This window comes from Pseudomonas sp. TTU2014-080ASC (genome assembly GCF_001446935.1).
Classification (GTDB): Bacteria; Pseudomonadota; Gammaproteobacteria; order Pseudomonadales; family Pseudomonadaceae; genus Aquipseudomonas.
The window spans coordinates 209551-224507 of the sequence record NZ_LKKK01000011.1 but is presented as its reverse complement, the minus strand read 5'-3'; the positions used below and the strand labels follow the sequence as shown (position 1 = coordinate 224507).

General features: G+C 59.0%; 14 protein-coding genes and 1 tRNA gene. 8 read left to right on the top strand and 7 right to left on the bottom strand.

The annotated features are described in order from the left end of the window. The first annotated feature begins 2 nt into the window (after window positions 1-2). From gspH to gspM, 6 genes are read left to right on the top strand one after another with little or no spacing between them, the layout of a single operon-like run. Window positions 3-497, top strand: a complete 495-nt coding sequence (gene gspH, locus AO726_RS11385; protein ID WP_058068197.1) for a type II secretion system minor pseudopilin GspH — start codon at window positions 3-5, stop codon at window positions 495-497. Next, window positions 481-867, top strand: a complete 387-nt coding sequence (gene gspI, locus AO726_RS11380) for a type II secretion system minor pseudopilin GspI (protein ID WP_275044098.1) — start codon at window positions 481-483, stop codon at window positions 865-867. The genes gspH and gspI overlap by 17 nt, the downstream gene beginning before the upstream one ends. After that, window positions 864-1475 carry a type II secretion system minor pseudopilin GspJ gene (gene gspJ, locus AO726_RS11375; protein WP_058068195.1) on the top strand — a complete coding sequence of 204 codons (612 nt, stop codon included), beginning with the start codon at window positions 864-866 and terminating at the stop codon, window positions 1473-1475. The genes gspI and gspJ overlap by 4 nt, the downstream gene beginning before the upstream one ends. Further along, window positions 1468-2364 carry a type II secretion system minor pseudopilin GspK gene (gene gspK, locus AO726_RS11370; protein WP_058068194.1) on the top strand — a complete coding sequence of 299 codons (897 nt, stop codon included), beginning with the start codon at window positions 1468-1470 and terminating at the stop codon, window positions 2362-2364. The genes gspJ and gspK overlap by 8 nt, the downstream gene beginning before the upstream one ends. Beyond that, the gene (gene gspL, locus AO726_RS11365; RefSeq protein ID WP_058068193.1) at window positions 2361-3491 is read left to right on the top strand and encodes a type II secretion system protein GspL; all 1131 of its coding nucleotides are present in this window, start codon (window positions 2361-2363) and stop codon (window positions 3489-3491) included. The genes gspK and gspL overlap by 4 nt, the downstream gene beginning before the upstream one ends. 3 nt (window positions 3492-3494) lie before the next feature. Further along, window positions 3495-3980: a type II secretion system protein GspM gene (gene gspM / locus AO726_RS11360; RefSeq protein WP_058068192.1), complete on the top strand. Its 486-nt coding sequence runs from the start codon at window positions 3495-3497 to the stop codon at window positions 3978-3980. Window positions 3981-5133: 1153 nt separating this feature from the next. On the opposite strand, the gene gdhA is transcribed toward gspM, so the two are convergent. Beyond that, window positions 5134-6474 (bottom strand): NADP-specific glutamate dehydrogenase, encoded by a 1341-nt coding sequence (gene gdhA, locus AO726_RS11355; protein WP_058068191.1) that lies wholly within the window; start codon window positions 6472-6474, stop codon window positions 5134-5136. A gap of 345 nt (window positions 6475-6819) precedes the next feature. Continuing rightward, window positions 6820-6894 (bottom strand) — tRNA-Arg (locus AO726_RS11350). 114 nt (window positions 6895-7008) lie between these two features. On the opposite strand from AO726_RS11350, the gene AO726_RS11345 reads away from it, so the two are divergent. Continuing rightward, window positions 7009-7488 carry a GNAT family N-acetyltransferase gene (locus tag AO726_RS11345; protein ID WP_241492099.1) on the top strand — a complete coding sequence of 160 codons (480 nt, stop codon included), beginning with the start codon at window positions 7009-7011 and terminating at the stop codon, window positions 7486-7488. A gap of 50 nt (window positions 7489-7538) precedes the next feature. Here AO726_RS11345 and AO726_RS11340 read toward each other — a convergent pair whose 3' ends face one another. Further along, a complete protein-coding gene (locus tag AO726_RS11340; protein ID WP_058068190.1) occupies window positions 7539-11006 on the bottom strand; it encodes an indolepyruvate ferredoxin oxidoreductase family protein in 3468 nt (1155 codons plus the stop codon). A gap of 247 nt (window positions 11007-11253) precedes the next feature. Here AO726_RS11340 and AO726_RS11335 point away from each other — a divergent pair, with 247 nt between their 5' ends. Further along, complete coding sequence (locus AO726_RS11335; protein ID WP_058068189.1) at window positions 11254-11721, top strand: Lrp/AsnC family transcriptional regulator; 468 nt, start codon at window positions 11254-11256, stop codon at window positions 11719-11721. Window positions 11722-11733: 12 nt separating this feature from the next. Here the strand turns inward: AO726_RS11335 and phnP are convergent, their stop codons facing one another. Genes phnP through phnL form a run of 4 tightly spaced genes read right to left on the bottom strand, consistent with a single transcriptional unit; the run spans window position 11734 to window position 14891 of the window. Next, window positions 11734-12483 carry a phosphonate metabolism protein PhnP gene (gene phnP / locus AO726_RS11330; protein WP_058068188.1) on the bottom strand — a complete coding sequence of 250 codons (750 nt, stop codon included), beginning with the start codon at window positions 12481-12483 and terminating at the stop codon, window positions 11734-11736. Further along, the gene (gene phnN, locus AO726_RS11325; protein ID WP_058068187.1) at window positions 12474-13037 is read right to left on the bottom strand and encodes a phosphonate metabolism protein/1,5-bisphosphokinase (PRPP-forming) PhnN; all 564 of its coding nucleotides are present in this window, start codon (window positions 13035-13037) and stop codon (window positions 12474-12476) included. The genes phnP and phnN overlap by 10 nt, the downstream gene beginning before the upstream one ends. Beyond that, window positions 13037-14182, bottom strand: coding sequence for an alpha-D-ribose 1-methylphosphonate 5-triphosphate diphosphatase (locus tag AO726_RS11320; RefSeq protein WP_058068186.1), 1146 nt, complete (start codon window positions 14180-14182; stop codon window positions 13037-13039). Before AO726_RS11320 ends, phnN begins: the two co-directional genes overlap by 1 nt. Continuing rightward, window positions 14172-14891: a phosphonate C-P lyase system protein PhnL gene (gene phnL / locus AO726_RS11315; protein ID WP_058068185.1), complete on the bottom strand. Its 720-nt coding sequence runs from the start codon at window positions 14889-14891 to the stop codon at window positions 14172-14174. Before phnL ends, AO726_RS11320 begins: the two co-directional genes overlap by 11 nt. Between the last annotated feature and the right edge of the window lie 66 nt (window positions 14892-14957).

Sequence of the window (14957 nt, the reverse complement as noted above, 5' to 3'; positions counted from 1 at the left end):
GGGTGAACAAGCACCACGAACGGGGCTTCACCCTGCTGGAGTTGCTGGTAGTGATCATGCTGATCGCCATCAGCGCCGGCATGATTAGCCTTATCAGCCCGGCCTCGGCAGGTCGTCTGGCCCGCTACGAAGCTCGTCAGCTACAAGAACTGGTGCAGAGCCTGCGCCAGGACGCGGTGCTGAATTTCACCGATTACGGCCTGCGTATCGAACCGGATGGCTACCGCGTGATGTACCTCGACGCACATAACCAGTGGCGGCGCGACAAGCGCTTTCGCCTGCACCTGCTGCCACGCGCACTGCGCCTGCGGCTGGAGGTTAGCGAAGCTGACAGTACCCTGGATGCCGACGATGTCGCCGCGGGCCTGCCCCAGGTGCTGATGCTCTCCAGCGATGAAACCAGTGTCTTCACCCTCTGGATTGAACAGGGCAGCAACGGTTTGGTCAGCCTGTACAGCGACGGTATCGGAGATGTGCAACTTGAAGTGCTCAACTGAACGTGGCTTCACCCTGCTTGAAGTTATGGTCGCCCTGGTGATTTTTGCCACCCTGTCGCTGGCCTTATTCAGCGCTCTGCAACACATCACCCGGACCAGCAGCGCACTTTCCGAACGCACCCTGGCTACCTGGATCGCGGATAACCGCCTGAACGAGCTGCGCACTGGCATCCGTCCGACCGACTCACACCCCAGCCAGGAGCGCATCCACTTTGGCGGCCGCGAGTGGTGGTTGTTCTGCACCATCAAACCCACCACGTTCCCCAACCTGCTGCAGGTGCAAGTGGCGGTAGCCGCTGAAGCCAACCTGCAACGGGCCCGGCAATACAGCCGCGCCCAGCTGAACGCTCTGATAGAGGTGCGACCTTGAAACAGCGTGGCTTTACCCTGCTGGAGGTGATTGTCACCCTCGCCATCTTCAGCCTACTGGCCTTATCCACCTGGCAACTGCTGGATCAGGTAATGCGCAGCGATAATCGCCTGGACCTGCACGCCACTCAGTTACGCAGCCTGCAACGGGCCCTGAGCATCCTCGAGCGGGATCTGGTCCAAGCCCGGCACCTGCCGCTGGCCGACGATCCCAGCCACAGCCAGGCCATGGTCAGCCAGCCCAACGGCCTGGCGCTGGTCCGTGGTGGCTGGAGAAATCCGCGGGATAGCGCCCGCAGCGACCTGCTTCAGGTCAACCACAGCTGGTTGAACGGCCAGTGGCTGCGCGAAACCAAATCCCTGACTTCAGCGCCAGAATCTGAACAAGGCGCTGGCAGCGTACAGACGCTGATGCAGGATGTGGAACTGGTTGGCCTGAGCTTTATCGACGACAACGGCGAAGCCCACCCATTCTGGCCCAGCGGCTCCGAGCGTCTGACACTCCCGACAGCCATCGAGCTGCAACTGAATGCGCCCGGTTACCCGGACATCCGCCGCCTGATCCTGTTGCCCGGTGATGCCATCGAACAGGAGGAACTGGATGAGTAAGCAGCGCCAGCAAATGGGGGTTGCACTGCTCAGCGTACTGATGATTACTGCGCTGGCGGTGCTGGTGGTCAGCAATATCCTCGCCCGCCAACGCGTCAACCTGCACAACAGCGCCAACCTGCAAACCCAGCAAGCAATCTGGCAGCTGGCCTTAAGCGGTGAGAGCTGGGCGCACCAGCAATTGCTGGAAGACGCCCACAGTGAAGGTGGCCTGATGGTCACTCACCTCGGACAGAAATGGGCACAAGCCGCGCCACTGCTGAAGGTGGAGGGTTCAACCATCCATGTCCAGATTGAAGACCTCAGCGCCCGCCTGAACCTGAACAGCCTGAGCCAGGACAAAAACCGCAGTGCCCGCGCCCGTTATCAGCGTCTGCTGGCCCAACAAGGCATTCGCGCCCATGACCCGGCTCAGTTGTCCACTCAGACTGAAAGCGACGGCACGCTCCGACAATTGGGCAGCCTCAGTGAGCTGCGCCGCCTGCCGCAGGTGAGCCGTCAGGAGCTGAAGCAACTGAGCCCACTGGTTGAGGCGTTTGACCCCAGCGTGATCAACGTCAACACCGCACCTGCCGAAATCCTCGCCTGCATCGAAGGGATTGACCCGGCAACCGCCCGTACTCTGGCCAAATCGCGCCCGGAAAAAGGCTATCCAACCCTGTCGGCTTTCCTCTCCAATCCAATGTTGCAGGGCCGCGATATCAACCCCAGTGGCCTGGGAGTCAACAGCCGCCAGTTCCGCGCCACCATCACCGTGCAATACGACCAACAGCGACTGCGCCTGGTCAGTGACCTGAGCCTGATCAACAGCAAAACCGTGCAGGTGCGCCAACGCACCCTGCAACGCGCCGAGCCGCTTACCCCACCGCAATTGAGTGAACCTAAATGAGTCACTGGCTCTACCTTCTGCCCGACGCACAATCGCCCTACTGCTACTGGTGGCATGCTGACGGCCCGTTGCAACAAGGCACTCTGGCGCAGGCCGGGGAACAGCTTAGTGGCCACCGACCAGGCCTGATCCTGCCGATGGAAATGGCCAGCTATCACCACGTCAGCGTGCCCGCCCGCAGTGGCCGCTGGCTGCGCCAAGCCCTGAGCAACGCGGTGGAAGAACAGGTGATCGAAGAACTCGAAAACCTCCACCTGGCCCACGGCCCTCTGCGCGACAAAAGCCACTGCGCCGTCGCTGCGATCAACCGCGACGCCCTGAAACGCTGTCTGGCACAACTGGCCGAGGTAAACCTGCAGCCGCTCTGCGCCTACCTTGATGCGGACTGCCTGCCTGTGGATCAGCCGCGCGCGCTGCTGCTGGTCAATCGCTGGCTGCTCGGCGGCCACACGCCTGTGCGCATGGCGCTGGCTGATGCTGAGCTGGCAGGGTTCCAGGCGCTGTTACCGGCCGACCTGTACTGGCAAGGTGAACACGCACCGTCATTGCCCGGAGAACAAAACATCAACTGGCAACTTGAGGAGCGTCCGTGGGCGCTCCTCAGTCAGGGGGCGGCCCAAGCTATTAACCTGCTTCAGGGTGAGTTCCGCCAGCAGGCACCGCAGCCACCGGCCTGGCGAGGTGTCGCGGTGGCGCTGGCCATTGCAGCCGGTGCGGCAGTGCTGCAAAACCTCTTCCTCAGCACCTATCTGAATCAGCAAAGCGATCAAATTCAAGCCGAGAGCGATGCACTTTGGCGGCAGCGCTTCCCGGCAGCCGGTCCGCTGGATGACCTCGCCGGCTACATTCGCACCCACCAGCAGAATGACGCCCCGCACTACAAAGGCGTCGCCCTGCGCCTGTCCGATCTAGCCCATCTCTGGAGCAGCAGCCACGGTGCTCTGGCTCAGGTGCAACGTCTGGATTATCAGGTCGAAGATGGCTGGAGCCTGCAAGTCAGCGCAGCCGCCTTCTCAGACCTTCAACAACTGCGTGAGGGCCTTATCGCCCAAGGCCTCGATGCCAGCACTGACTCATCTGTCCGCGATATTCAGGGCGTCAGTGCTCGTTTTCAGATCAGGGAATAATCCATGCCTTCGCTTAAACCCATCCTGCTGAGCCGCCTTCAGCCCCACTGGCAGCGTCTGGCCAAGCGCGAACAGCACGCATTGCTTGGCTTGGCCGCGTTCTTCGCGCTTGTGGGCTTTTACACGCTGATATGGCAACCACAACAGCAGTCCCTGTTAGAAGCCCGGGAACGCTTCAGCGAGGCTGCCCTGCTGCAGCAACAACTGCAACAGCTGCCCGTAGAGATCACCTCGGATGACGACACCAGCCTCACTGCCAGCACCCTGCCCGGTCATATCGCCCGCTCCAGCAACCTCGCAGGACTCAACCTGGAGCGCATGGACAACGAAACCCCGGAACGCATCAGCCTGTCCCTCGAAGGCCCGCTCAACAACCTGATCCAGTGGATCGACCAGCTTGAGCAAAAGCAGGTGCAGGTCACCGCCCTATCCCTTCAGGTCGCCTCCAACGCCATCGCAACCGCGCAGTTGCAGGTGGAGATTCAGTAACCATCGCCCGGATATCGTCCGTGCCACCGCACGGTAGATAACCCTGCGGGCTTACCGCACCCTACACACCGCACACGATCTGTAGGGTGCGGTAAGGCTGCAAAGCAGCTTACCCACCAATGGCCGGAGCATTTACACACCGACATTTAAATAGCCGACAAGCACAAGAACACCAACAACCGCCCCTTCAGAAGGGTGACCGGAATTGCCGTGGAAGAGGTTGAGCGGCATGGATGCCGCGAAAGCAGTGATGGGCCATGGACGGCCCTTCACTGCGAGCCTCTGGAGCGGTGATTGCGGGCACGAACCCGCAGCAAAGCGCAGGGCCGGATGCAGGGGCAAGCGTTTTTGGTTCCTTTTGTCGCTGACAAAAGTAACTCGCCCGAGAAGGGCGAAACCCACTATCAAGCCCTGACACGTCAGTCGAGCAAACTGAGATAACTCTCAGCACCGAGTTGCCTTCACCTCCGGGTCGCGTCCATTACGGACGCCTCACTTTTCTTTGCTTGCACAAAGAAAAGTAAGCAAAAGAAATGCACCCCGGCATCCGGGTTTCGCTGCGCGAAACTTCCCGCACTCCGGCACTGCTCCGGGGTCGCCATACAAGGGCCGTCCATGGCCCTTTATGACTCTCGCCGCATCCATGCGGCTCGCCCCCTACGCAGCACCTGCGTTTGGCCTACTGATGGGGATTCGGGCGGTGCTCGCACGACCTTGAATTCTCAGGAGTTTCGTGGAGGCTAGGAGGGATAAAGCTGCAAAGCAGCTTATCCACCAGCGGTTCGTAAGTAGTTCGCCTATCGTAAGAACACCGCCAACCGCCCCTTCAGGAGGGTGACCGGAATTGCCGTGGAAGAGGTTGAGCGGCATGGATGCCGCGAAAGCAGCGATGGGCCATGGATGGCCCTTCGCTGCGGGCCTCTGGAGCGGTGATTACGGGCACGAACCCGGAGCGAAGCGCAGGGCCGGATGCAGGGGCAAGCGTTTTTGGTTCCTTTTGTCGAGACTGACAAAAGGGACTCGCCCGAGAAGGGCGAAACCCGTTCTCAAGGAACTACACATCCCAAATCCCAGACAAAAAAATACCCGCTCTGTAAGCGGGTATTTTCTTTAGCATCACGCCCGGCTTGTGGCCCGGCGCTCTACCTGGTTCTTAAACGACGCCTTGCGCCAGCATGGCATCCGCAACTTTTACGAAGCCCGCGATGTTCGCGCCCTTCACGTAGTTGATGCTGCCGTCCGGCTCTTCACCGTAACGTACACACGCGTGGTGAATGTTCTGCATGATGCTGTGCAGACGCTCATCAACCTCACCGGCGCTCCAGTTCAGGCGCATGGCGTTCTGGCTCATTTCCAGACCGCTGGTAGCCACACCACCGGCGTTGGAGGCCTTACCCGGTGCGAAGCAAATGCCTGCTTCGATAAACAGATCAACCGCTTCCAGCGTGGATGGCATGTTCGCGCCTTCTGCCACGCAGAAGCAGCCGTTTTTCAGCAGTGCACGGGCATCGTCAGCGTTCAACTCGTTCTGAGTCGCGCATGGCAGTGCGATGTCGCACGGCAAGTTCCACGGACGCTGACCTGGCAGGAAGTTGAGTTTGAACTCGGCAGCCATTTGGCTCAGGCGACCACGACGAACATTCTTCAAGTCCATCAGGTACAACCACTGCTCTTCGGTCATGCCGTCCGGCAGATGCAGGGTGCCTTCGGAATCGGATACGGATACCACCAGCCCGCCCAGCTCCATGACCTTTTGCGCAGCGTACTGAGCCACGTTGCCGGAGCCGGAAACGGTTACGCGCTTACCTTCAAAGCCCTTGTTGATGCGCTTGAGCATTTCCTGAGCGAAGTACACACAGCCATAGCCGGTCGCTTCCGGACGAATCAGGCTGCCACCGTAGGTGATGCCTTTGCCGGTCAGAACGGAGGTGAACTGGTTAGCCAGGCGCTTGTACTGACCGAACATGTAACCGATCTCACGGCCACCTACGCCGATATCACCGGCAGGCACGTCGAGGTCCGCACCGATGTGGCGGTACAACTCACTCATGAACGCCTGGCAGAAGCGCATCACTTCGTTCTCGCTCTTACCCTTCGGATCGAAGTCAGAGCCACCTTTACCGCCGCCCATTGGCAGCGAGGTCAGGGAGTTTTTGAAGACCTGTTCAAAAGCCAGGAACTTCAACACGCCCAGGTTTACCGACGGATGGAAACGCAGACCGCCCTTGTATGGGCCGATTGCGCTGTTCATCTGAATACGATAACCACGGTTAACTTGCACACGGCCGGCGTCGTCAACCCACGAAACACGGAACATCACTACGCGCTCGGGTTCAACCATGCGCTCAACAATACCGGCGTTGAGATAGTGAGGATTGGCTTCAAGGAATGGCCACAGCGATCGCAGTACCTCTTCAACTGCCTGATGGAACTCGGGCTGGTTGGGATCCCGCTGCTTCAAACGGGCGAGGAAAAGCTCGACAGATTCGCTCATGTGGTACCTCTAAATTGCCCAATTTGGCTTGGGCTTATCGTGTAAAAAATCGCGCAGCACTTTAACAGTCAGCTTTGTACCACAACAGTGCAAAATGTCGCCTGACCGAAACTTTTTGGTGCAAATATATAAAAATCCGCAATAAAACAGATATTTACAGGCTTACAACAAGCACCAAAAAAACACCCTCTACCCCCGCATCAGGTGCATAAAAGTGCATACGCTTTCCTGGTCCTTATTCAGGGCACTCATGAGTCCCCCAGCAGGCAGCTGGAACAACAAGGTTATGGGCTCTGGGTTCACGGAATAAGGGGAGCAGGCATTTGCATGCCTACGTGCTGGAGATGGCGTTCCCAACTGGATTCGAACCAGTATCTAGCCCTTAGGAGGGGCTTATTCTATCCATTGAACTATGGGAACACTGGCCGTTTGCTTGGCCCACAGCGGCCCGCATCTTACCAGACCAGACGAATTTGTCATGCAGCTGCCATCACTGCTGCACATACTTGGGGCAAAACGTGCGAGGAAATCGTCATGACCATTACAACAGCTGAGAGTGTCCCGGATTCACCTTTTACAACCGTTGAGCTGCGTTGCGCCTGCAGCGAGGATGCTCCGGCGCTGGCTCGGCTGTTGCAACAGCTGGCTTCAGATGAGCCACTTGTGGACAGCAAACTTCTGGCCCTGCGTCTGGCTGAACATTCTACACACCGCGAGATTCTGGTCGCCGAGCGCGACGGCCAGGTGCTGGGTACCTGCACCATCAACCTGATCGAGCACCTTTCGCACAATTTCGCCCGCTCAGCGATCCTCGAAGATGTGGTGGTAGACGCCGACGCACGCGGGCTTGGCATTGGCCAGGCACTGATGCAAAAAGCCATTGAACGCGCCACAAGCTGGGGGTGCTACAAGGTTGCACTTTCCAGTAATCATAAGCGCGAAGAGGCGCACCGCTTTTATGAAAACCTGGGCTTCAAACTGCATGGCTACAGCCTGATGTTGCCCCTGAAATAAGTTGCAGTGTGGCACCGGTGCAACCCGGCGCCACCCCCTCCTTTGCGACCTTATGCCGCAGGCTCAAACAGCTGCACCACATTCACTTTCTGCACCTGCATACGGGCTTTCAGCTCTGCACTCTGAAGCTTGGCCTTCTGCAGATTGCGTTGTTTGATGTGACCGTAACCGCGAACCTGCTCCGGCAAACTGGCCAGCTCAACCGCATCGCCGTAATTGTCGGCTTTGAGGTAGGTGAGGATAAAGTCCAGATACGCTTCATACTCAGCAATCAGCTCGCGCTCTTCTTTGCGCTCAGCGCTGTGCCCGAATGGATCCAGCAGCGAGCCACGCAAGAACTTGAACTTCGCCAAAAGCGCAAACGCCTTGAGCATCCACGGACCAAAAGTGCGCTTACGTGGCTCGCCGGTCTTCGCATCCGGTTTGCTCAGCCAACTCGGAGCCAGGTGAAACTCCAGGCGGTAGTCCCCTTCAAACGTCGCCGCCAGTTGCCGGACAAAGCTACCATCGCTGTAGAGCCGAGCAACTTCGTACTCGTCTTTATAAGCCAGCACCTTGAAGTAGTTACGCGCTACAGCCTTGCTCAGGCGCTGTTCAGGGTCAGTGTCAGCCTTAATGATCCGCTCCAGTTGCTCACGGTAATGCAGAGCCAACGCGGGATTTTGGTAGTCGCGCAGACGCTGCATGCGGTCGGTCAGCAGATCACTGAGGGTTTCACAATGCGGAGCCTCGGCCGTATCGGCTTTGATCAGGCGCTCAACCCCAGCACTGTCATGGGCAGCACGACGGCCCCAGAGAAAGGCCTGCTGATTCAGCTCAACTGAAACCGCATTCAGTTCGATAGCCTTGTTGATCGCCTCCGCCGACACCGGCACCAAACCTTTCTGGTAAGCAAAACCCAGCATAAACAGATTGGTGGCGATGCTGTCGCCCAACAGTTGGGTCGCCAGGCGAGTGGCATCCACAAAGTGAGTTTTGTTGACACCGACGGCCTCGCTAATAGCTTCACGCATAGCTGAGCCGGGCACCTGCGCATCCGGGTTGCGGGTGAACTCGGCAGTGGGCGCTTCGTGGCTGTTGACCACGGCATGAGCAATTTTGTCGTTGAGCTTGGCCAACGCATCTTCGCTGGCGGACACCACCAGATCACAGCCCAGCAACAGATCAGCTTCGCCTGCGGGGATACGCACCGCATAGATATCGTCCTGCTGTGCAGCGATACGGATGTGAGTCACCACCGGACCAAACTTCTGCGCCAGACCGGCCTGATCCAGCACCGAGCAGCCCTTGCCTTCGATATGCGCCGCCATGCCCAACAGCGCGCCAACAGTGGTCACACCACTGCCGCCAACACCGGGTAGGAGAATGTTCCAAGGGCGATCAAGGGATGGCTGACGCGGCTCCGGCACGGCAATAAACAGCGCGCCCAAGCCCACAGCCTCCGGCTTACGCAGGCTGCCGCCGTGGACGCTGACAAAGCTCGGGCAGAAGCCATCCATGCAGGCGTAATCCTTATTGCAGGCGTTCTGGTCGATCTGGCGTTTACGACCCAGCTCGGTTTCCAATGGCAGCACCGACAGGCAGTTGGACTTCACGCTGCAATCACCGCAGCCCTCACAGACAGCCGCGTTGATAAAGGCGCGCTTCTGCGGATCAACCATCTTGCCGCGTTTACGCCGGCGTCGTTTCTCGGTGGCACAGGTCTGATCATAGATAATCACCGATACACCTTTGAACTCGCGCAACTCACGCTGAACCGCGTCCAGCTCACGGCGGTGATGGAAGGTAACAATCGGCGCGAAGGTAGCGCGGCTCGGGTATTTCTCCGGCTCGTCACTGACCAGCGCGATGCGCCGCACGCCTTCGGCAAACACCTGCTGACTGAGCTGATCGACACGCAGCTCGCCATCAATCGGCTGGCCGCCGGTCATGGCCACCGCGTCGTTGTAGAGAATTTTGTAGGTGATGTTCACCCCAGACGCCACCGCCGCCCGCAGCGCCAATTGGCCGGAGTGGAAGTAGGTGCCATCGCCCAGGTTTTGAAATACGTGGGGCGTGTCGGTAAACGGTGCCTGACCAATCCAGGTCACGCCCTCGCCGCCCATTTGGGTGAAGGTGTCAGTGCTGCGGTCCATCCACTGGGTCATGTAATGGCAGCCGATACCGCCTTGGGCACGGCTGCCTTCTGGCACTTTGGTGGAACTGTTGTGCGGGCAGCCCGAGCAGAAATGCGGAGTACGCACGGTGCTGTGTTTCGGCGCGGCCAGCGAAGCTTCCTTGGCCGCAAGAAACGCAAGGCGCTCAACAATCACCGGGCTGGTGTAGATAGGTTCAAGGCGCTTGGCGATGACCCGGGCGATCATCGCCGGGGTCAGCTCGCCAAGGTTAGGCAGCAGCGAGTTGCCCTGCTCATCGAACTCGCCAACCACCACCGGACGCTTGCCCACCGGCCAGTTGTAGAGCTGGCCGGTGAGTTGGTCTTCGATAATGCTGCGCTTTTCTTCAACGACCAGAATCTCGTCCAGCCCCTCGGCAAACTCGTGCACGGCCACCGGCTCCAGCGGCCAGCTCATGCCGATCTTCAGCACGCGCAGGCCAATCTGGGCGCACAGCTCGTCGTCCAGACCGAGATCATTCAAAGCCTGACGCACATCCAGATAAGACTTGCCGGTAGTGATAATGCCCAGCCGAGGGTTGGGCGAGTCCAACATCACCTTGTCCAGTTTGTTAGCCAGAGCGAAAGCCCGCGCCGCGTAGATTTTGTAGGTGTTCAGACGTGCCTCTTGGGCCAGCGGCGGATCAGGCCAGCGAATATGCACACCGTCTTCGGGGAGCTTGAAATCCTCCGGGTACTTCACCTGAATACGCAGCGGGTTCACTTCCACCACAGCAGACGAATCCACGTTTTCGGCAATGGTTTTCAGCGCCACCCAGCATCCGCTGTAACGGGATAACTCCCAGCCGATGATGCCGTAATCGAGCAATTCCTGGACGTTGGACGGGTTGAGTACCGGGATCGACGCGGCGATAAACGCATGTTCGCTCTGGTGAGCAATCGTCGAGGATTTGCAGCCGTGATCATCACCGGCCAGCAGCAACACGCCACCGTGTTTGGATACGCCAGCGGAGTTACCGTGCTTGAACACATCACCGCAGCGATCCACACCCGGCCCTTTGCCATACCACATAGAAAACACGCCGTCGTAGCGGGCACCGGGAAACAGGTTGGTCTGCTGACTGCCCCACACGGCGGTGGCACCCAGCTCTTCGTTAATGCCGGGCTGGAAGTGGATGTGGTTCTCTTTGAGGTATTCGCGGGCGTCCCACAGGCTCTTATCAAGATTGCCCAAAGGCGAGCCACGGTAGCCGGAAATAAAGCAGGCGGTGTTCAGGCCGTGGGCCGTGTCCCGCTGTTTTTGCAGCATCGGCAGGCGGGTCAGGGCCTGGGTGCCGGTGAGGTACAGGTGTCCGGTTGCAAGGCGGTACTTGTCATCCAGGCGGATCTCGGCCAGAGACATAGTGGCGCTCCTCTTATTATTTTTAGAGCTGGAAAGAGCCTTGTAGGCATCTTCCGGTTATGGGCCTGAACGGGATCACCGCTCAGATCACGGCTGCTGCAATGTGGCACCCGCTAACAGGCCGGGGCCGACACAAACCTGCCTATAAATATGGACCGGGATTGGAGATATTTTCTTTCTATTTTTCGAAATAAAGGCCAATACTGAGCATGATTAATCCAACAAATACAAAAATCAGGGAACGATCATGCAAGAACCACTCAACCATACCGACCGCAGGATTCTGCGTCTGCTGCAACACAATGCCGACCTCTCCGCTGCCGAGATCGCTGAGAGAGTCGAGCTGTCCCAGTCACCTTGCTGGCGGCGCATCAACCGCCTGCAGGAAGAAGGCTATATCGAACGCAAAGTCGCCCTGCTCAACCACAAGCGCCTGGGTTTCGGCATCATCGTGTTTGTCGATATCAAGCTCTCAGCCCACGGCCGCAGCAATCTGGAAGAGTTCGAGAAAGCCGTGGTCGGCTACCCGGAAGTGATGGAGTGCTACACCATGGCGGGAGCGTCGGATTACAAACTCAAGGTGGTGGCGAAGGACATCGCCAGCTACGAGCGTTTTCTGCGCGACCACCTGCTGCAACGGCCGCATGTGCTGGAGGCGCACACCCATATCGCCATGAGCGAAGTCAAACGCACCACTGAACTGCCGCTGGATTAGGCGGCGGTCAGGTCACAGCACGCGACCATCCCACGCCAGGCTGACATTGGCCGGTAGGCACTCAAGGTTTTCCATCAGCCAGGCATCGAAACTGTGACCGAGGTGGGTCAGTACGGCGTGTTCGGGTTGCAGCAGCTCGATGGTTTCCAGCGCCCGGGTCAGGTCATTGTGATTGCGCGGGGCGACCGGCTGCGGTGCCATGGAACAGTCCAGCACCAACAGATCCAGAGGCTGACGGGTCAGGACAGCTGCGCTATCGGCCGGGACGCCGATGGTGTCAGTCAGGTAGGCAATGCAGCGTCCGGCCCCTTCAAGCAGATAGCCGAAAGTGAGCTTGGAGTGATTCAGCGGCAACGCGGTGACGCTCAGCTCACCCAACTGACGCTGCTCGAAGGCGCTGAACGGCTGACTGAAATCCAGAATACCGGGATGCTTATACAGATCGGCTAACCCTTCCGGGTCTGCCGGGCCATGCACAGGAATAACCAGCCCCTGCCCCCAGCGCAGATGCAAAAGCCCCTGCGCATGGTCAGCGTGGTAATGGGTTTGCAGAATGCCGCTGAAACTGTGCGGCGGGAAGCGCTCGCACAAGTCCGTATAACCAGAGTCGATCAGCCAGCGCTGGCTGCCGCACTCAATCAGCGCCGAGCACGGCCCACGCCGATACGCAGGCTGCAATCGGGCTCGCTCACAGGCTGCGCACTGGCAGTTATAGACCGGGACCTGACGGGCATCACCGCTGCCAAGCAGGGTCAGGCGCATGCACGGTTGGTCCCGAGCAAAGCCAGCAGACGGTCAGCGGTCAGTTGCAGATCACCGGAGTTGTCCAGCACATACAAACCGTCAGCCTCTGCCGCTTGCGCATCAAACAGCGCATTACGCGCCAGACGCTGTTCGATCTGCTCCGGAGTTTCCCGCTGGCGGCGGATCAGGCGCTCACGCAGCACCTCATTGTCGACTGTCAGCAGCACCGGAATCAGCTGCGGATAGTGCTGCCGCGCCTCGGCCAGATAGCCACGCGAGCCGTTAATCAACACATCCAGCCCGGCCGCCAGCCATTCGTCGATCTGCTTGGGAATACCGTAAGCCAGACCATTGGCGCGCCAGCTCAGGGCGAACTCACCGGCTGCTTCCTGCAACTCGAACTCATCCGGTGTCAGGGAGACTGCATCCTCCCCGACCGCTTCACTGGAGCGGGTAATCACCCGCCGAATCACACGGCATCCATGCTCGGCCAAACGCTCACGCGCAGCTTGCAGAAGGCTGTCCTTTCCTGAACCCGAGGGCCCCATCAGATAGATCAAACGGCCGCCCATCAGAACACCCTTTTCGCTTTGTTCCACACTTGTTGAATCACCGGCTGGCCTTCATGCACCCGGCTTTGCACCAGATCCGCACGCAGCCCGACACAGATTTCGCCGCGGTCGGTCAAACCTGCCGACCTGGCCGGATTACGGCTGACAGTGGCGATGGCTTTGGGCAGATCGTAGTCGTTGTCTTGCTCAGCGAGCATGAAAGCAGCCTGAAGCAGGCTGGCCGGGTAATAGTCGCTGGAAAGGATATCCAACACACCCTTTTGGGCCAGCTCAGAGGCGGCAATATTGCCCGAGTGCGAGCCGCCACGCACGATATTTGGCGCGCCCATCAGCACACACAAGCCCAGATCATGACTGGCTTTGGCCGCTTCCATGGTGGTCGGAAATTCCGCGATGGACATGCCAAAGCCAGCGGACTCCTGGGCGTGGGCCAAGGTCGCATCATCATGACTGGCTACCGACAGGCCGCGGCTGTGGCAATCCTCAACAATGCTGCGCCGATTACGGTCGCTGTACTCAATCGAGTTGGCCTTCTGCTCGGCAGCAAACACCGCCATTTCCTCTTCACTCAGTTGGTACTTGCCCATGTAGTACTCAAGGTACTTAGCCTCATTGGCAAACTGGCGCTGACCTGGCGAGTGGTCCATCACGGAGATCAGTTGCACCATCGGGTGCTCCACAAAGTCGCGGTAAATCTGCAAGGTGTCCGGGTGGCACACTTCGCAGCGCAGATGCAGGTGGTGGTCAGCACGGGTCTGACCAGCTGCGGTCGTCGCTGCAATGGCTTCCATCATGGCTGGCAGTTGCAGCATGCGCCGGCCACGTGGGTTCACATCGCCGATGGAAAGCGCATCAAACACCGTGGTGATGCCCGCCGCCACAATCTGCGCATCGTGTGTCAGCACAGCAGAACGAGACGGCCAGTCTACGCCCGGCCTTGGCGCCATGTGCTTTTCCAGATTATCGGTATGCAGCTCGACCAGCCCCGGCAACAGGTAGTCACCATTGAGGTCCTGCGCCTGTGAAACATGGCTGATTCCCGGCTGCACCTCGGCAATCAGGCCATCGCGCAGCACCACTGTGCCAACGAAGACTTCATTGGCGGTAACCACCTGCGCATTGGTCAGGATTTGTTCAGCCTGCATACACGTACTCCTGCTGCTTGGAATGCTCTGGGGTCATGTCCAGATAGCGGTCTGCGACTGCCTCACGGGCAGTGCGGTCATGGAAGATGCCGATCAGCGCACTGCCGGCAGCTTTAGCCTCAGCGATCAGTTCCAGCACCACTTGGCGGTTAACGTCATCCAGTGACGCGGTCGGTTCGTCCAGCAGCATCAGCGGCCAATTCACCATAAAGCCGCGGGCGATGTTGACGCGCTGCTGCTCACCGCCGGAGAAGGTTCCCGGTGCAAGCTGCCACAGGGCTTGCGGAATATTCAGACGGCTCAGCAGGCTCTTGGCCCGCTCTTCTGCGGCTTCCTTGGTCCAGCCTCGGGCCAGTGCAGGCTCCATCACCACATCTAACGTCGAAACCCGTGGGATCACCCGCAGGAACTGACTGACGTAGCCCAGCGTTTGCCGACGCACCTCAAGAACCTGGCGCGGTTCTGCATCCACCAGCTCAACCCATTGGCCGTTGTGCAGAATGCGGATACTGCCGCCGGCGGCCAGATAGTTCCCATACAAGGTACGCAGCAAAGTCGACTTGCCTGCACCGGATTGACCATGCAGCACCAGACACTCACCGGCACTGACGGAGAAATTCAGGTCACTCAATACATTCAGCACCACACCGTGCTGCTGATGCAGGGTGAAGGTTTTGCTGAGGCCGCTGACCTCAATCAGGTTATTCATATAAACCTCACTTATTCCGTGCTGCGAACGGCAGCAGCACGGGAGGAACTTATTGTCCGCGCTGGC